This window comes from Pantoea sp. Z09, from assembly GCF_022394795.1.
Taxonomy (GTDB): domain Bacteria; phylum Pseudomonadota; class Gammaproteobacteria; order Enterobacterales; family Enterobacteriaceae; genus Pantoea; species Pantoea latae.
Genome location: NZ_CP092373.1, coordinates 2,086,419 through 2,102,200, shown reverse-complemented (window position 1 = coordinate 2,102,200; position 15,782 = coordinate 2,086,419). Strand labels below are relative to the sequence as shown.

Sequence of the window (15,782 nt, the reverse complement as noted above, 5' to 3'; positions counted from 1 at the left end):
GTTAAACTAGCAGACGCCAACAGGCGTCTGTTTTTTTATCTGAAAGAGAAGATTGCATGAAATCAGCCTTACGTTTCGCCGGTGCGCTGCTGCTAAGCGTTGGACTCAACGCACCGGCTTTTTCCACGGACTATCCGCTTCCTCCCGCTGACAGCCGTCTTATCGGCGAAAACCAGTTAACCACCGTTCCCGACGACAAACGTCCCCTTGAAGCGATTGCGGCGAAGTATCAGATCGGGCTGCTGAGCATGCTGGAGGCGAATCCGGGCACCGATCCCTGGCTTCCCAAAGCGGGCACGCAGCTCGTGGTGCCGCAGCAGATGCTGCTGCCGGATACGCCGCGCGAGGGGATTGTGGTCAACCTGGCCGAACTGCGCCTCTATTACTATCCGAAAGGCGAGGACAAGGTCATCGTCTATCCTATCGGCATCGGCCAGCTCGGCGCCGCGACGCCGGTGATGGTCACCAGCATCAGCCAGAAAATCCCTAACCCCACCTGGACGCCTACCGTCAACATACGCAAGCGCTACGCCAAAGAGGGCGTGACGCTGCCAGCGGTGGTGCCTGCAGGCCCGGAGAACCCGATGGGGCTGTTTGCGCTGCGTCTGGCGCGCGGCAGCGGCAACTACCTGATCCACGGCACCAACGCGGACTTCGGCATCGGCATGCGCGTCAGCTCCGGCTGCATTCGTCTGCGCCCGCAGGATATCGAGGCGCTGTTCAACAGTGTACCGAAAGGGACGCGCGTGCAGGTGATCAACCAGCCGGTGAAATATGCCGTCGAGCCGGACGGAAAACGCTACGTCGAGGTGCATCAGCCGCTGTCGCACAGCGACAAAGACGATCCCCAGACCATGCCGCTCGCGCTCAGCCCGGCGCTGAAGAAGTTTATCAAGAGTCCGCACAGCGACAGCGCGCTGATTAAAGCGGCGCTGGAGCGTCGTTCCGGTATGCCGGTGCTGGTGTCGGCTGGCGAGGCGGCGGATGCGCAGACGCGCGATGAGGCGCAGAAGAGTGCGCAGGCCGCGCCGGTGGATCAAACGGCGGCAGCGACGCCCTGAGGGCGAGAAAATCAGGGCAAAAAAAATGGCGCCACATGGGCGCCATTTTTCAAACCAGAACTCTTACTTACGGTAAGAGTGAGCCTGGTTGTCCAGACGCTGGTTAGCACGAGCTGCGTCATCTTTAGCAGCCTGCACGTCAGAACGGATTGCGTTCACGTCGTTGCTCAGCTGGTCAACTTTCGCGTTCAGAGTCTGAACGTCTGAAGACAGCTGGTCGATTTTAGCGTTGCTTGAGCAACCAGCCAGCAGAGTTGAACCCAGGATTACCGCGCCCAGTACCAGTTTAGTACGATTCATTATTTATACCCTCTAGATTGAGTTAATCTCCATGTAGCGTTACAAGTATTACACAAAGCTTTTTAAGTTGAGAATAAATTTTTGATGAGAAGATGCTTAAACTTGATCGTTCGCTCAAAGAAGCAGCGCTTCGCCGCATATGATAAAAATATTTAGCGAAAACAGAGAGATTTAATCGGATTAACCTTAATTTAGGAGGATATTGAATAGTTATTATCGATTGGAAATTTTTGGGTTTTGTATTAGTGGCAGAATAAAAAAAGCGCCCCGAAAGGCGCTCTTAAATTAAATTTCAGGGTAATTAAATCACGTGTACTGAGGCGGTATTTGTGGTACCGCTTGGTACTAATGCGCCAGAGACCATGACCACCACGTCGCCTTTCTGCGCGTAGCCGCTTTCCAGCGCCATCTCTTTGCCGATGCGGTAGAAATCGTCGGTAGAGGCGATCTCAGTCACCAGACGCGTTTCCACCCCTTTGCTCAGGATCAGCTGACGCGCGGTGGTCGCGTTGGTGGTCAGCGCCAGAATGGTGGCGTCCGGGAAGTATTTACGCACCGACTTGGCAGATTTGCCGCCTTCGGTCGCCACCACGATCAGCGGCGCTTCCAGTTTTTCCGCGGTTTCCACCGCGCCACGACACACCGCCTCGGTGATACGCAGCTTGCGGGAATCTTCCAGCGTGTCGATACGCGACTTCATCACGCGGTCAGTGCGCTCGCAGATGGTGGCCATAATGGTCACCGACTCCAGCGGGTATTTGCCTTTGGCGCTCTCGCCGGACAACATCACCGCATCGGTGCCGTCAAGGATGGCGTTGGCCACGTCGCCCGCTTCCGCGCGGGTAGGGCGCGGGTTTTTGATCATCGAGTCGAGCATCTGGGTGGCGGTGATCACCACTTTACGCGCCTTGTTGCACTTTTTGATCATCATCTTCTGCGCGAAAATCACCTCTTCAACCGGGATTTCCACGCCGAGATCGCCGCGCGCCACCATGATGCCGTCAGAGGCGTCAAGGATCTCGTCGAAGTTGTTCAGGCCTTCCTGGTTTTCAATCTTGGAGATGATCTGAATATGCTCGCCGCCGTGCGCTTTCAGGTGCTCACGGATTTCCAACACGTCGGAACGCTTGCGAATAAACGACGCCGCCACGAAGTCGACACCCTGCTCGCAGCCGAAGATCAGGTCGCGCTTGTCTTTTTCCGCCAGCGCAGGCAGCTGAATGGAGACGCCCGGCAGGTTAACGCCTTTGTTCTCGCCCAGGTCGCCGTTGTTCAGCACGGTGCACACTACGGCATTCTCGGTGACTTCGGTCACTTCCATGCCGATCAGGCCGTCATCCACCAGCACGGTGTTGCCGATTTTCAGATCTTCGGTGAAGCCGGAATAGGTGACGGCAACGCGTTCGCTGTTGCCGATCACGCTCTGATCGGTGGTAAAGGTAAAGGTCTGACCCGCTTTCAGCGACACGTCCTGACCGCCTTCCAGCTTCATGGTACGGATTTCCGGACCTTTGGTGTCAAGCAGAATGCCAGCCTGGCGACCGGTTTTTTGCATCACCGCACGCATATTGGCGATGCGCTGGCCATGTTCGGCGTAGTCACCGTGGGAGAAATTGAGGCGCATAACGTTCATGCCGGCTTCAAGCAGCTGGGTCAGCATCTCTTCCGATTCGGTTTTCGGACCGATAGTACAAACGATCTTGGTCTTTTTCATGACAGGTTATCTGTAAGTTGTGATGGATGATAAAGGTTGGGATTCGACGACGACGCATCGAAATGAAAATTCTGGTTGATATCGAAACGGACGGTACAGAGTAAGAATAGGTGACGCAGGCGGAGCGTGCAGGGAAGTTGTGCGGTTACGTCTGGAAACCGACAAACGCGTGTTGCGCAAAGAGTATGAGTTATCGCCATAGGCACGCCGCGCTGAAACCTTTCAAGTGGAACAACGCGGCATAGTATAGACGCTAAGTATCCGAAAACCAATTAAAAAGCAGAGAAGGAAACGACGGAGATCAAGAAAAGGTGAAGTTGCGCAAGGGAGATAAACAGCAAGAGTGGTGCGTTCTAATGGACTCGAACCATCGACCCCCACCATGTCAAGGTGGTGCTCTAACCAACTGAGCTAAGAACGCATTTGAGAAATGGTGCGTCCGAGTGGACTCGAACCACCGACCCCCACCATGTCAAGGTGGTGCTCTAACCAACTGAGCTACGGACGCACTTGGTGCGCTCTAATGGACTCGAACCATCGACCCCCACCATGTCAAGGTGGTGCTCTAACCAACTGAGCTAAGAGCGCAACACGCTGTCAGGGCGACAGCGGGGACGAATATTAACGACAGGCCGCCACGCTGGCAAGCGGAAAAACGCTTTTTTCACGCTGACTGACCAGCAACTGTGCTATGCGTCGTTTTTTTAGGCGTCACGGGCCTTTTCCGGCCCGTTCAGCTACTTAGCGCGCCGCGCGCGCCAGGATCACCTGCGCAGGCAGCAGCTGCAGGCGACGAATGCGCCACAGCATCATGATCGCCGCCGAGGTCAGGCCGATAATAAAGCCGCACCAGAAACCGGCCGGACCGAGACGCGGCACCACCCAGTCGGTCATCGCCAGCGTATAGCCGCTGGGCAGCCCCAGCAGCCAGTAGGCGATAAAGGTAATAAAGAAGATGGAGCGCGTATCTTTATAGCCGCGCAGGATGCCGCTGCCGATAACCTGAATCGAATCGGAGAACTGGTAAATTGCCGCCAGCAGCATCAGCTGCGCCGCCAGCGCCACCACCTCGGGATTATCGTTGTAGAGCAGGGCGATCTGATGGCGGAAGGTGACGGTAAACAAGGCGGTCACCGCCACCATGCAGACGCCGACGGCCTGCGCGGTCCAGGCCGCCACGCGCGCCTGCTCGGCCGAGCCCTGACCGAGGCGGTAGCCGACGCGAATGGTGGTGGCGACGCCCAGCGAGAGCGGCAGCACGAACATCAGCGAGCTAAAGTTGAGCGCGATCTGATGCCCCGCCACGTCGACGATGCCGAGCGGCGACACCATCAGCGCCACCACGGCGAACAGGGTCACTTCAAAGAAAAGCGCCAGCGCCACCGGCAGGCCAAGGGAGACCAGCCGCTGCAGAACGGCGCGCGACGGCGGCGACCAGCGAGTCTGCATGCGGATGTCGCGCATGCTGCCCATGCGGCGCACCCAGAGGCGCATGACGAGGAACATCACCCAGTAAACCGAGCCGGTTGCCACGCCGCAGCCGACGCCGCCCAGCGCCGGCATGCCGAAATGGCCGTAGATAAAGATCCAGTTCAGCGGGATATTGACCAGCAGGCCGATAAACCCCATCACCATGCCAGGCTTGGTTTTCGACAGCCCTTCGCACTGGTTGCGCATCACCTGAAAGAAGAGGTAGCCGGGCGCGCCCCACAGCAGCGCGTGCAGATAGCCCTCTGCCTTGAGAGCAAGCTGCTCATCGATATCGTGCATCGCGCGGATAACGTAACCGGCATTCCACAGCAGCACCATAATCAGGATAGCGACGAAAAACGCCAGCCAGTAAGCCTGCCGAACCTGTTCGGCAATGCGTTCGCGGCGGCCGGAGCCGTTGAGTTGCGCAACGGTTGGCGTCAATGCAAGCAGAAGACCGTGGCCAAACAAGATGGCCGGAAGCCAGATAGAGGTGCCGACTGCGACGGCGGCCATATCCGTGGCGCTTACCGCGCCGGCCATAATGGTATCCACAAATCCCATTGCGGTCTGCGCCACCTGAGCAAGGATGACCGGGATCGCAAGGGCAAGCAATTGACGCGCTTCTGTTAAATACTTCTGCACGTTAACACCTGTTAAAAAAAGAAAGGGGAGTAAACCTTAAGAAATGCGCGCTCAGTGTAGCGGGATTAACCCGATTCACCAAGCTTTGTCACGCCGTGCGTTATATTGCCGCCGTCATGCGCACGCGACGCGGAAATAATATCCGCGCGCTAAGCTGTGATAAGCTAGGGCAAAATTCGAGGAGGCCAAAACTATGTTTACCGGAATTGTGCAGGGCACCGCAAAGATTGTGTCCATTGAAGAGAAAGAGCTATTTCGCACCCATGTCGCCGAGCTGCCGGAAGAGCTGCTGCCGGGGCTGGCGCTGGGCGCGTCGGTGGCCCACAACGGCTGCTGCTTAACCGTGACAGCCATTGACGGCAATCGCGTCAGTTTCGACCTGATCAAAGAAACGCTGCGCGTCACCAATTTAGGCGATCTGCAGCAGGGCGACGTGGTAAATATTGAGCGTGCGGCAAAATTCAGCGATGAGATTGGCGGTCATCTGATGTCTGGCCATATTATGACCACTGCGGAAATCTGCAAAATTATCCAGTCGGAAAATAACCGCGAGATCTGGTTTAAAATCCAGGATCCGGCACAGATGAAATATATTCTGCATAAAGGTTTTGTCGGCATCGACGGCATTAGTCTCACCGTGGGCGACGTCACGAAAAGCAAATTTTGCGTCTACCTGATTCCGGAAACCCTGGAGCGCACCACGCTCGGGGCGAAAAAGCTCGGCCATCGCGTCAATATCGAGATCGATCCGCACACCCAGGCGATCGTCGACACCGTAGAGCGCGTGCTGGCGCAGCGCGAAGCCGCCGCCGCCGCTCTGCTCGACAGCGATACGCAGCAGGCATAAAAAAGGCGCTCAGGGCGCCTCCTCTTCTTGTGCGGTTTAGCGCGCCACGCGCAAACCGCCTTCTGCTCCACGGCTAAAGAGCACCTGCCACAGCTGAATATCGCGCGCGCGAAACGCACCCGCGCAGGCGTTGAGGTAGTAGCTGAACATCCGTTTGAAACGCTCGCCATACTTCTCCGACAGCTGCGGCCAGGCCTGCAGAAACCGTTCATACCAGGCCATCAGCGTGGTGTCGTAGTCGGCGCCGAAATTGTGCCAGTCTTCGAGAATAAAGTGGGGTTCGCTGGCGTCGGCGATATGGCGCACCGACGGCAGGCAGCCGTTGGGAAAAATATATTTATCGATCCAGGGATCGACATTCATATCGGTGCGGATGGCGCCGATGGTGTGCAGCAAAAAGAGGCCGTCCGGCTTCAGATTGCGGTCCACCACGTCGAAGTAGGTGGCGTAGTTTTTTGGGCCAACATGCTCGAACATGCCGACCGACACGATACGGTCAAACTGCCGATCGAGATCGCGATAGTCCTGCAGCAGGATGGTGACGTCGAGCCCTTCGCAGCGCTGCTGCGCCAGCTTCTGCTGCTCGGCCGAGATGGTGACGCCGTGCACGATCGCGCCGTAGTGACGCGCGGCGTAGGCCGCCAGCCCGCCCCAGCCGCAGCCGATATCCAGCAGGGTCATGCCTGGCTCAAGCTGCAGCTTGCGGCAGATCATATCGAGCTTCGCTTCCTGCGCCTGCTCCAGGGTGTCAGCCTCTTTCCAGTAGCCACAGGAGTACTGCATATAGGGATCAAGCATCAGCGAGAACAGGTCGTTGCCGAGATCGTAATGCTCTTTGCCCACGATCCAGGCGCGCTTTTTCGACTGCAGGTTGGTCAGACGCGCCGCGGCGATGCGCAGCGTATCTTTGAAGTGGTGCGGCAGCTGCTGATCCAGCTTGTGCTTCAGCACGCGGTGAAAAAACATATCGAGCCGCTCGCACTCCCACCAGCCATCCATATAGGACTCACCCAGACCGAGTGAGCCATCCTGAATAACGCGCTTGAAAAAGTCAGGATGCTTAACCTGAATATCCCAGGGACGACTGCCGTTTATGGCGATATCCGCTTTTTCCAGCATTTCATGGACGATGCGATACCAGTGGTTCTCTTCAAGGCTCACTTCTTCTATACACGATGAACTCATAGCTTCTCCATCACCTGTCCGCTTGAACCTGAGAAAAGAATAGCCAATTTCCCAGGCGTTGTGAGAAAAGTCACGGATCGCTCCGTGCGCCTGATATCCGACGTTTTACAGAGGATTGAATCTGAAAATCTTTGTCTGACACAACAGGGAGGTAATCGTGCAGACACCATCCGGGCGAAAAGGATCGCCTAAGAATAAAACTATTATGTTATTGATTTGTTGCAGATTTATTGACCTGGTCGAGTATAAGCTCAACCAGGTCAATATTCAACGACTTATTGTTAGGCGGCTAACTATAAAAGTTGCCTTAGTGATTATCCTGGCAGGGTGCGGGCGCGTGGACAATATCCGTTTGTGCGCTGGCGCGTCGCTGCCAGGCATAGCCCGCTGCCGCCAGGAGAATCGTCGTTACCATAATCAGCGTAGTCATCAGCAGCGGTTGTTGTAAACCTGCAGAGACCGCGAGGCTGGCAAGAAAGCAGAGGCCGAGCTGCAGCGTGTTCTGCAGCGCGGCGGCTTTACCGGTAGCGTGCGGAAAGGGCAGCAGCGCGTTCGACACCACGATGGGGTAAATTGCGCCGTTCGCCAGCGCCATGCCGCAAAAAGGCGCCAGCAGGGCGACCAGGCTATGGCTGCCGGTCAACGCCACGGCGAACAGGGTTGCTACGCTCAGGCTGTAAAGAGCCAGCAGCCAGGGCAGCAGCTGTGCGCCGGCGAAGCGATTAAGCAGCGCGCGGCAGCCGAACCCGCCCAGTAAAAAGGCGATGGTTTGCGGGATATAGCTCAGGCCAATATCGGCTGGCGTCAGGCCCGCATCGGCGAGAATGAACGGCGAGCCGGTGAGCCAGGCGAAAAAGCTGGCGGAGCAGGCGGCGTAGATCAGCACGTTGCCGCCATAGACGCCCGAGCGCAGCAGGGCGAAAAATCCCGGCTGATCGACGGCGGTTTTCGGCGCGGGCGGGCGAGCGGGCAGGCGCAGCGTCACCAGCATCAGCGCGACGCCGGTGAGCGTCAGCACCAGAAAAATCGAACGCCAGTGAAAATGGCTTATCAGCCAGGCGCCGAGCAGCGGCGCCAGCGCAGGCGAAAGGGCCACCAGCGGCATAATGGTGGCGAACACCTTATTGGCGCGCGCGCGCGGATAGCGATCCACCACCAGCGCCTGCCAGCTGACGGCTGCGGCGCAGACGCCGATCGCCTGCAGAAAGCGCAGCGCCAGCATCAGCGCGACATTGTCCACCCACAGCATGCCGGCGCAGCCGAGCGCAAACAGCGCCAGTCCCATCAGCAGCACCGGCTTGCGGCCGATGCGATCGGAAAGTGGTCCCCAGAACAGCTGGCCGACGGCGAAGCCCGCCAGGAACAGGCTCATGCTGGCGCTAATCACGCCGGGAGAGGTATTAAAGCTGAGCTGCATCGCGCCAAAAGCGGGCAGATACATATCGGTCGCCAGAAAGCCCAGCATGCTGAGCAGGGCGAGATAGGGCATAAATCCTTTTGATAACGGCATGGTTTTACTCATTCTCATCATTAGTCAGGCAGGTTAAACGCGGCAAAGTGTAAAAGGGTGCGCCCGCCACTGTGAAACGCTAATATTTGCCGAGTGCTGTGAAAAAATTTGAAGGGAAAAAGCATGTGGTCTGAATATGCCCTGGAGGTGGTTGACGCGGTGGCGCGCACCGGCAGCTTTAGTGCGGCCGCCGAAGAGCTGCACCGCGTGCCCTCTGCCGTCAGCTATACGGTGCGTCAGCTGGAAACCTGGCTGGCGGTGCCGCTGTTCGAACGTCAGCATCGCAACGTGGCGTTGACCGCCGCGGGCGAACATTTTGTGCGCGAGGGGCGCGAGGTTATCAAAAAAATGCTTGCCACCCGGCGTCAGTGCCAGCAGCTGGCGAACGGCTGGCGCGGGCAGCTGAGCATCGCGGTGGATCGCATCGTCAAGCTACCACGCAGCCGTCAGCTGGTGACCGACTTCTACCGTCACTTCCCCGACATGGAATTGCACATCAGCTACGAAGTTTTTAACGGCGTCTGGGATGCGCTGGCTGACGGACGCGTCGACGTCGCCATCGGCGCGACGCAGGCGATCCCGGTCGGCGGCCGCTTCTCCTTTCGCGATATGGGCGCGCTCAACTGGCGCTGCGTGGTGGCGCGCCAGCATCCGCTCACCCGGCTGCCGCGGCTCGATGACGACGCGCTGCGCGCCTGGCCGTCGCTGGTGCTGGAGGATACCGCGCGCGCGCTGCCGCGCCGCATGACCTGGACGCTCGACAATCAGCGACGGCTGGTGGTGCCGGACTGGCAGGCGGGGCTGGCGTGTGTGCTGGAGGGATTATGCGTGGCGATGATGCCGGGCCATCTGGCGCGCCCGTTGCTGGATAAAGGCGATCTGGCGGAGCTGACGCTGCCGGCGCCTTTTCCCGAGAGTCCCTGCTGCGTCAGCTGGTCGGAAGCGGGCGCATCGCCCGCGCTAGGCTGGCTGCTTAGCTATCTGGGCGATGCGCAAACCCTGAATCAGGAGTGGCTGAGCGAGGATTAACGGCGGTAGTCGCGGAACGGGCCGTCGCCGACCGAGCGGCGCTCGATCAGGGTCGGATGCACCTCAATGGTCTGCGACTCTTCGCGTTTGCTGGTGATGCGGTCCAGCAGCATCTCCAGCGCTTTCTCGCCCAGCTGCGCTTTCGGCTGATGCACGGTGGTCAGCGCTGGCGTGAAGTAGCGCGCGTTGCGCACGTTGTCATAGCCGATCACCGAAATATCCTGCGGCACGCGCAGTCCCATCTCGTCGGCGGCGCAGATAGCGCCCATCGCCATGATATCGCCGCCGCAGAAAATCGCCGTCGGGCGCTGCTTCTGCTGCAGGATCTGCTGCATCGCCTGGTAGCCCGACTCCGGCTCGAAATCACCCTGCACGATCCACTCCGCGCGCACCGCGATGCCCGCTTCCTCCAGCGCTTTTAAAAAGCCCGCGTGGCGTCCGCCGCCGGTGTTGCGCTCCAGCTGGCCGGGAATGGCGCCGATATCGCGGTGACCGCGTTCGATCAGATAGCGTCCCGCCAGATAGCCGCCCTGGAAAGCGTTATCCAGCACGGTATCGGTAAAGTCGGCGCGCGATTCGCCCCAGTCCATGACCACCATGGGAATATTGCGGTTCTCTTCCAGCATCTTCAGCAGGTCGTCAGGATACTCAGAGCACATCACCAGCAGGCCATCGACGCGCTTTTGCGCCATCATCGACAGGTAGGCGCGCTGTTTCTGCAGATCGTTGTGAGCATTGCCGAGGATCAGGGTATAGCCGCGCTCAAAGCAGTGATGCTCAACCGCCTCGATGATTTCGGCGAAATAGGGTGCCTCGCTGGAGGTGGCAAGCAGCCCCAGCGTTTTCGTGTGATTGACCTTCAGGCTACGCGCAACGGCGCTGGGCGAGTAGTGCAGTTCCTGAATCGCCTGCCAGACGGCGTTGCGCGTCTCTTCCGCGACAAAGCGCGTTTTATTGATAACGTGAGAAACGGTGGTTGTGGAGACACCGGCACGCTTCGCGACATCTTTGATTGTTGCCATTAAAAAGAGACTCCAGAACTTATCAGTAAGCCGCTGATAAGCATAATGTTAATCGTTTGCGTCCGCCAGGATGGTTTTCTGTTAATTCGCTACAGTTTTTTGTCGGTGAAACACGCACTGGGCAGGACAAAACAGGGGCTGTTGCGTGCGAACGGCACGGGCGTTGCGTCAGTTGCGCAACAAAGGCGGGGATTCTAGCAAGGCTTGCGGGATAAAACGAGATTTTTACCGGCGACTGTGGGAAAATCCGCAAGACCCTGACAAATGTGTGGATAAGGAGTAGCTATGAGCACAGATTTAAAACTGGCGCTGATGACCACCGGCGCGGCGCTGCTGATGATCGTGGCCTTTAGCTTTACCGCCGTGATGCACTAACAGCAGCAATAAAAAAACCGGGGACATCCCCGGTTTTCTTTTTTCTTAGCGAATGGTTTTCGGCGTCATCATACGGCGCGCGCCGATATAGTGGCGCTGCCAGTAATCTTCCGACAGCGCGCTAATCTGAATATCTTTCCCGGTGCGCGGCGACTGAATAAACTTGCCGTTGCCGAGGTAAACCCCAACGTGATCCGCCGTGCCGCGGCCGTTGATGCGGAAGAAGACCAGATCGCCTTTCTCCAGCGACTCGCGCTTCACCTCTGCGGCGTCGCGCAGGTGGTACATCTCATTGGCGGTGCGCGGGATACGGAATTTCACTAAGTCCTTATAGGCGTACCAGACCAGGCCGCTGCAGTCGAAACCGGTATGCGGCGAGGTGCCGCCCCACTGATAAGGCTTGCCCAGCTGACCCATCAGCTTGGTCATCGCGGTTTCGCGCGCTTTTTGATAGCGCAGGCGATGGGACTTGCTCATTTTAATGGTGGTAGGATCGTCCGCTTCCAGCAGCCCGGCGCCCGCGGTTTTAGCCGTGCTTAACGGGCGCTGATGACCATAGCGCTTACGGGTGTTTTTAGCGGATTTTTTCTTGTCGCTGACGGGATGAGAGAGGGCGGCCGTGTCGAGTTTCTGCTGTTTTTTCAGTTTGAGTTTTTGCGCAGTCGAGGGGCGAGATTTTTTGGCGCTGGTTTTCACCGGACGGCGTTTGCGCCGCTCATCTTCACGCGCGCTCTTTTTTTCCGCTTTATGCAGACTGGCGTTAACCGGCGTTTGCGGCGAAGCCGACGCAATGTTCAGAAACAGCTGCGCGAAAGCTAAGATAAAAAGCGTAATCAGTAATCGCATCGTCCGGTTTCAGGGTTAGCGGTTACGACAACAGGCCGTAACGAGGTTAGAAAAATCTGATCGGTGATCAGCGCCGGGGCCATTCTAAGCCAGGTTTTTTTCAAAAGTTAAGCCATTTTTCTATTAAACTGTTACAGGGTTGCAACTGGCTCTTAAATGAGCAATTTCAGCAGGTTATAGCAGCAAAATTATTACCAGTTATGAATAGCTTAGGTTTTGATTATCGTCAGGAAAAAGCAGATCTTTAGCTGAGAACTTAACAAACATGGCGGTTTCACCTGACAAGCGAGAAATTGTCGTTTTCAGTGATGGGGCGAAGTCGCTACAATAAACAAACACGAAGTAGGGAATTAAGGAAGGCAATTATGAGTACTGTAGAAAAAATTCAGCGCCAGATCGCAGAAAACCCGGTCCTGCTGTACATGAAAGGTTCGCCGAAGCTGCCAAGCTGCGGTTTCTCCTCGCAGGCGGTGCAGGCGCTTTCCGCCTGCGGCGAGCGCTTTGCCTACGTGGATATTCTGCAGAACCCTGATATTCGCGCCGAGCTGCCGAAATACGCCAACTGGCCGACCTTCCCGCAGCTGTGGGTTGACGGCGAGCTGGTGGGCGGCTGCGACATTATCGTGGAGATGTTTCAGCGTGGCGAACTGCAGTCGCTGATCAAAGAGACCGCGGAAAAGCACAAAGAAGCGGAATAAATAAAAGAGCCGACGCCAGTCGGCTTTTTTTATGCTCAGGCCGATGCGGCCTGCTGCTCGTCGTCGCCTTCTGCCATCGGCAGTGGCCAGCCGCCCAGGCGTTTCCAGCGGTTCACCAGCTCGCAAAACAGCGTCGCCGTCTGCTCGGTGTCGTAGAGCGCGGAGTGCGCCTGCGTGCTGTCAAAATCCATGCCCGCCGCCTTGCAGGCTTTCGCCAGCACCGTCTGCCCCAGCACCAGCCCGCTCAGCGCCGCGGTGTCGAAGGTGGCGAACGGGTGAAAAGGGTTGCGCTTGAGCGCGGCGCGCCCGGCGGCGGCCATCATAAAGTTCAGATCGAACGTCGCGTTATGCGCCACCATAATGGCGCGATTGCAGTGGTGATCCTTGATGCCTTTGCGCACCATCTTAAAGATGGCGTGCAGCGCCTCATATTCGCTGACCGCGCCGCGCAGGGGATTGCTGGGATCGATGCCGGTAAACGCCAGCGCTTCCGGATGAAGCAGCGACCCTTCAAAGGGTTCAACGTGAAAATGCAGCGTCTGGTCGCGATGCAGCCAGCCGTCTTCATCCATTTTCAGCGTGGTGGCGGCGATCTCCAGCAGCGCATCGGTCTGCGCGTTAAAGCCCGCGGTCTCGACATCGATCACCACAGGATAAAAGCCTCGGAAACGTTGATTTAGCGCGTTCAGGGAGTTCGTTTCAGACATCAGCATCTCATAGCAGGAATTGGGCAGCGCGCATTATGGCAAAAAAAAAGAGAGGGTGCAGCAGCAGGGAAGGCTTCAGCCCGCCGCAGAGAGCAGGCTGAAGCGGCAAACTTAGTTGCCCAGGCCGTGACCGGCGTGTTTATTTTCGATCAGTTCGATCTTGTATCCGTCTGGATCTTCGACGAAGGCAATAATGGTCGAGCCGCCTTTTACCGGACCCGCTTCACGCGTTACGTTGCCGCCCGCGTTGCGAATGCGGTCGCAGGTCGCCGCCACGTCATCCACGCCCAGCGCGATATGACCGTAAGCGTTGCCGAGATCGTAGCTCTCGACGCCCCAGTTATAGGTCAGTTCGATCACCGCGCCTTCGCTCTCTTCGGTGTAACCCACGAATGCCAGCGTGTATTTGTATTCAGTGTTTTCGCTCTGACGCAGCACGCGCATGCCGAGCACGCGGGTGTAGAAATCGATAGAACGTTGCAGATCGCCAACGCGTAACATGGTGTGAAGTAAACGCATAACATCCTCTTTTATTGAATCGCCATCTTCCGATGGCGCAAACGCTAAGTATAGCGGTGAAAATAGCAAAAAACGGGCGCTGGCGTAACCGTTGTCGCGCCAGCGTCGCGCTTAAAGCGTGGGGTAGTCGGTGTAGCCTTCCGCGCCGCCGCCGTAGAAACTTTCCGGGCGCTGCGGGTTGAGCGGGGCGTCCTGCTGCAGGCGCGCCACCAGATCGGGGTTGGCGATAAAGTCGCGGCCAAAGGCCACGGCGTCGATCAGGCCGCGCGCGATCAGGTTGTCCGCTTTCTCGACGCTGTAGGCACCGGCGCCGATAATCACGCCAGGGAACAGCGCGCGCACTTTTTCGCGGAAGGCGTCGGTGTAAGGCTTACCGCCCGCCCAGTCCGGTTCGGAGAGGTGCAGATAGGCGATATTGCGCTTCGCCAGCTCGCCGATATACCACAGCGCCGCCTCTTCCTCATCAGGGCCGTTATCCAGATTCTGGAAACTGCCGATAGGCGAGACGCGAATGCCGATACGGTCGGCGGACCAGTTGGCAATAGCGGCGTCCACCACTTCCAGCGCGAAACGGCCGCGCTTCTCGATGCTGCCGCCATACTCATCGGTGCGGCGGTTGGAATCAGGTGCCAGGAACTGGTGCATCAGGTAGCCGTGTGCCGAATGCAGCTCCAGCAGATCGAAATCCGCCTCGCGCGCGTTGGCGGCGGCCTGGCCGAAGTCCGCCACAATCTGCCTGATTTCGGCGACGGTCAGGGCGCGCGGCGTAGAGGTCTCTTCGCGATAGACGCTGCCATCTTCCGCGCGCAGCGAGGTGCGCGTGCCGGCGGCCAAAGCAGAGGGCGCGACAGGCGCATTGCCTTCCGGCTGGACGCTGTAATGGGAAATACGGCCGGTATGCCACAGCTGAACGGCGCTGTGGCCGCCCGCCTCATGAATGCCGGCGTTGATCGTTTTCCACGCGGCGATCTGCTGCTGGGTGTGAAGGCCCGGCGCGCCGGCGTAGCCTTTCGCCTGGAAGGAGACCTGCGTCGCCTCGGTGATGATCAGACCGGCGCTGGCGCGCTGGCGATAATATTCGCCCATCAGCGGAGTGGGTACGTCGCCGGGTTCGATGCTGCGCAGGCGCGTCAGCGGCGCCATAAATACGCGGTTGGGTACGGTGATCGCGCCCACTTTAAGCGGGCTAAACAGCCGGGAACTTGCCATAACATCTCCTGTAGTAGACCGGTCAACTATCAATCAAGGTTTTTTAAATCAGGGCGTGCTCAGCCACTGTTCGAGCGTTCTTAGCGCCAGACGCAGCGGCTGCGCTTCACGAGAAAGCTTGCTCTGCAGGCTCGCGCCCAGCCATAAAATATAGATTAGCTGCGCCATCTCGCGCGGCGCGTAAGGCAACGGCCCATCCGCCTCGAGCGTCTGCGCGTAAAGCGCAATGATGCGGCTGGCGCCATGCTGCAGCGCGTCGCGCATCGGCTCGGAGAGATCGCACACCTCGGCAGAGAGCTTCACCGCCAGGCAGCCGACGAGCTGTCCCTGTTCGCTGAACAGCTGTTCCGCCTGACGAAAGTGGTGCAACAGCCGCTGGCGCGGCGGCGCCTCGCCCTGGCGCAGCTGCGCCTCGAGCTGCTGATAAAGCGCGTGAAAGTAGCGCTCCAGCAGCGCCACGCCGAACGCCTCTTTCGAACGGAAGTAGTAATAAAAAGAGCCTTTCGGCACTTCTGCCCGCGCCAGTAGCTCGCTCAGCCCCATGCCGGTAAAGCCCCGCTGCAGGCAGAGCTGCTCGCCGGTGGCGAGCAGATGTTCACGGGTGTCGATACGGGGTAGCGTCTTGTTCATGGCGGTTAAGGTAGT

Annotated in this window: 16 protein-coding genes and 3 tRNA genes; 5 read left to right on the top strand and 14 right to left on the bottom strand. The window is 58.2% G+C overall.

The features are described from left to right. Positions 1-56 precede the first annotated feature (56 nt). Positions 57-1,061: a L,D-transpeptidase family protein gene (locus MC269_RS10065; protein WP_239952291.1), complete on the top strand. Its 1,005-nt coding sequence runs from the start codon at positions 57-59 to the stop codon at positions 1,059-1,061. Between the two features lie 63 nt (positions 1,062-1,124). On the opposite strand, the gene MC269_RS10060 is transcribed toward MC269_RS10065, so the two are convergent. The 6 genes from MC269_RS10060 to MC269_RS10035 all read right to left on the bottom strand — a co-directional run bounded on the left by MC269_RS10060 (position 1,125) and on the right by MC269_RS10035 (position 5,190). After that, on the bottom strand, positions 1,125-1,361 hold the full coding sequence (locus tag MC269_RS10060) for a major outer membrane lipoprotein (protein WP_007374746.1): 237 nt from the start codon (positions 1,359-1,361) through the stop codon (positions 1,125-1,127). A gap of 301 nt (positions 1,362-1,662) precedes the next feature. Next, positions 1,663-3,075 carry a pyruvate kinase PykF gene (gene pykF, locus MC269_RS10055; protein ID WP_239952290.1) on the bottom strand — a complete coding sequence of 471 codons (1,413 nt, stop codon included), beginning with the start codon at positions 3,073-3,075 and terminating at the stop codon, positions 1,663-1,665. A 344-nt stretch (positions 3,076-3,419) separates the two neighbouring features. Next, positions 3,420-3,496 (bottom strand) — tRNA-Val (locus MC269_RS10050). Positions 3,497-3,506: 10 nt separating this feature from the next. After that, a tRNA-Val gene (locus MC269_RS10045) sits at positions 3,507-3,583 on the bottom strand. 3 nt (positions 3,584-3,586) lie between these two features. After that, a tRNA-Val gene (locus MC269_RS10040) sits at positions 3,587-3,663 on the bottom strand. Positions 3,664-3,816: 153 nt separating this feature from the next. Next, positions 3,817-5,190, bottom strand: a complete 1,374-nt coding sequence (locus MC269_RS10035) for an MATE family efflux transporter (protein WP_239952289.1) — start codon at positions 5,188-5,190, stop codon at positions 3,817-3,819. A 193-nt stretch (positions 5,191-5,383) separates the two neighbouring features. Here MC269_RS10035 and MC269_RS10030 point away from each other — a divergent pair, with 193 nt between their 5' ends. Continuing rightward, the gene (locus MC269_RS10030) at positions 5,384-6,037 is read left to right on the top strand and encodes a riboflavin synthase subunit alpha (protein WP_239952288.1); all 654 of its coding nucleotides are present in this window, start codon (positions 5,384-5,386) and stop codon (positions 6,035-6,037) included. A 36-nt stretch (positions 6,038-6,073) separates the two neighbouring features. Here the strand turns inward: MC269_RS10030 and cfa are convergent, their stop codons facing one another. Both cfa and punC read right to left on the bottom strand, forming a co-directional pair. Beyond that, the gene (gene cfa, locus MC269_RS10025; protein WP_239952287.1) at positions 6,074-7,222 is read right to left on the bottom strand and encodes a cyclopropane fatty acyl phospholipid synthase; all 1,149 of its coding nucleotides are present in this window, start codon (positions 7,220-7,222) and stop codon (positions 6,074-6,076) included. Positions 7,223-7,529: 307 nt separating this feature from the next. Continuing rightward, positions 7,530-8,732 carry a purine nucleoside transporter PunC gene (gene punC, locus MC269_RS10020; RefSeq protein ID WP_081137705.1) on the bottom strand — a complete coding sequence of 401 codons (1,203 nt, stop codon included), beginning with the start codon at positions 8,730-8,732 and terminating at the stop codon, positions 7,530-7,532. 123 nt (positions 8,733-8,855) lie between these two features. Between punC and punR the strand changes: the two genes are divergently transcribed. Then, the gene (punR, locus tag MC269_RS10015) at positions 8,856-9,761 is read left to right on the top strand and encodes a DNA-binding transcriptional activator PunR (RefSeq protein ID WP_239952286.1); all 906 of its coding nucleotides are present in this window, start codon (positions 8,856-8,858) and stop codon (positions 9,759-9,761) included. Here the strand turns inward: punR and purR are convergent. Further along, positions 9,758-10,783 carry an HTH-type transcriptional repressor PurR gene (gene purR / locus MC269_RS10010; RefSeq protein ID WP_081137356.1) on the bottom strand — a complete coding sequence of 342 codons (1,026 nt, stop codon included), beginning with the start codon at positions 10,781-10,783 and terminating at the stop codon, positions 9,758-9,760. The two genes, punR and purR, sit on opposite strands and share 4 nt — an antisense overlap. A 285-nt stretch (positions 10,784-11,068) precedes the next feature. Between purR and MC269_RS10005 the strand changes: the two genes are divergently transcribed. After that, a complete protein-coding gene (locus tag MC269_RS10005) occupies positions 11,069-11,158 on the top strand; it encodes a YnhF family membrane protein (protein ID WP_094078480.1) in 90 nt (29 codons plus the stop codon). A gap of 45 nt (positions 11,159-11,203) precedes the next feature. Here MC269_RS10005 and MC269_RS10000 read toward each other — a convergent pair whose 3' ends face one another. Next, the gene (locus MC269_RS10000) at positions 11,204-12,004 is read right to left on the bottom strand and encodes a C40 family peptidase (protein WP_239952285.1); all 801 of its coding nucleotides are present in this window, start codon (positions 12,002-12,004) and stop codon (positions 11,204-11,206) included. 362 nt (positions 12,005-12,366) lie between these two features. Between MC269_RS10000 and MC269_RS09995 the strand changes: the two genes are divergently transcribed. Continuing rightward, complete coding sequence (locus tag MC269_RS09995) at positions 12,367-12,702, top strand: Grx4 family monothiol glutaredoxin (protein WP_174580892.1); 336 nt, start codon at positions 12,367-12,369, stop codon at positions 12,700-12,702. 35 nt (positions 12,703-12,737) lie between these two features. On the opposite strand, the gene rnt is transcribed toward MC269_RS09995, so the two are convergent. The 4 genes from rnt to MC269_RS09975 all read right to left on the bottom strand — a co-directional run bounded on the left by rnt (position 12,738) and on the right by MC269_RS09975 (position 15,767). Next, positions 12,738-13,409: a ribonuclease T gene (gene rnt, locus MC269_RS09990; RefSeq protein WP_081137707.1), complete on the bottom strand. Its 672-nt coding sequence runs from the start codon at positions 13,407-13,409 to the stop codon at positions 12,738-12,740. 111 nt (positions 13,410-13,520) lie between these two features. Beyond that, on the bottom strand, positions 13,521-13,928 hold the full coding sequence (gloA, locus tag MC269_RS09985; RefSeq protein ID WP_081137362.1) for a lactoylglutathione lyase: 408 nt from the start codon (positions 13,926-13,928) through the stop codon (positions 13,521-13,523). Positions 13,929-14,039: 111 nt separating this feature from the next. Beyond that, positions 14,040-15,137, bottom strand: a complete 1,098-nt coding sequence (locus MC269_RS09980; protein WP_239952284.1) for an alkene reductase — start codon at positions 15,135-15,137, stop codon at positions 14,040-14,042. A 48-nt stretch (positions 15,138-15,185) separates the two neighbouring features. Then, positions 15,186-15,767 (bottom strand): TetR/AcrR family transcriptional regulator, encoded by a 582-nt coding sequence (locus tag MC269_RS09975; RefSeq protein ID WP_239952283.1) that lies wholly within the window; start codon positions 15,765-15,767, stop codon positions 15,186-15,188. Positions 15,768-15,782 lie beyond the last annotated feature (15 nt).

Coding starts and splice junctions, on each gene's coding strand:
- MC269_RS10065 (WP_239952291.1), top strand. CDS start 57: ATGAAATCAGCCTTACGTTTCGCCGGTGCGCTGCTGCTAAGCGTTGGA.
- MC269_RS10060 (WP_007374746.1), bottom strand. CDS start 1,361: ATGAATCGTACTAAACTGGTACTGGGCGCGGTAATCCTGGGTTCAACT.
- pykF (WP_239952290.1), bottom strand. CDS start 3,075: ATGAAAAAGACCAAGATCGTTTGTACTATCGGTCCGAAAACCGAATCG.
- MC269_RS10030 (WP_239952288.1), top strand. CDS start 5,384: ATGTTTACCGGAATTGTGCAGGGCACCGCAAAGATTGTGTCCATTGAA.
- cfa (WP_239952287.1), bottom strand. CDS start 7,222: ATGAGTTCATCGTGTATAGAAGAAGTGAGCCTTGAAGAGAACCACTGG.
- punC (WP_081137705.1), bottom strand. CDS start 8,732: ATGCCGTTATCAAAAGGATTTATGCCCTATCTCGCCCTGCTCAGCATG.
- punR (WP_239952286.1), top strand. CDS start 8,856: ATGTGGTCTGAATATGCCCTGGAGGTGGTTGACGCGGTGGCGCGCACC.
- purR (WP_081137356.1), bottom strand. CDS start 10,783: ATGGCAACAATCAAAGATGTCGCGAAGCGTGCCGGTGTCTCCACAACC.
- MC269_RS10005 (WP_094078480.1), top strand. CDS start 11,069: ATGAGCACAGATTTAAAACTGGCGCTGATGACCACCGGCGCGGCGCTG.
- MC269_RS10000 (WP_239952285.1), bottom strand. CDS start 12,004: ATGCGATTACTGATTACGCTTTTTATCTTAGCTTTCGCGCAGCTGTTT.
- rnt (WP_081137707.1), bottom strand. CDS start 13,409: ATGTCTGAAACGAACTCCCTGAACGCGCTAAATCAACGTTTCCGAGGC.
- gloA (WP_081137362.1), bottom strand. CDS start 13,928: ATGCGTTTACTTCACACCATGTTACGCGTTGGCGATCTGCAACGTTCT.
- MC269_RS09980 (WP_239952284.1), bottom strand. CDS start 15,137: ATGGCAAGTTCCCGGCTGTTTAGCCCGCTTAAAGTGGGCGCGATCACC.
- MC269_RS09975 (WP_239952283.1), bottom strand. CDS start 15,767: ATGAACAAGACGCTACCCCGTATCGACACCCGTGAACATCTGCTCGCC.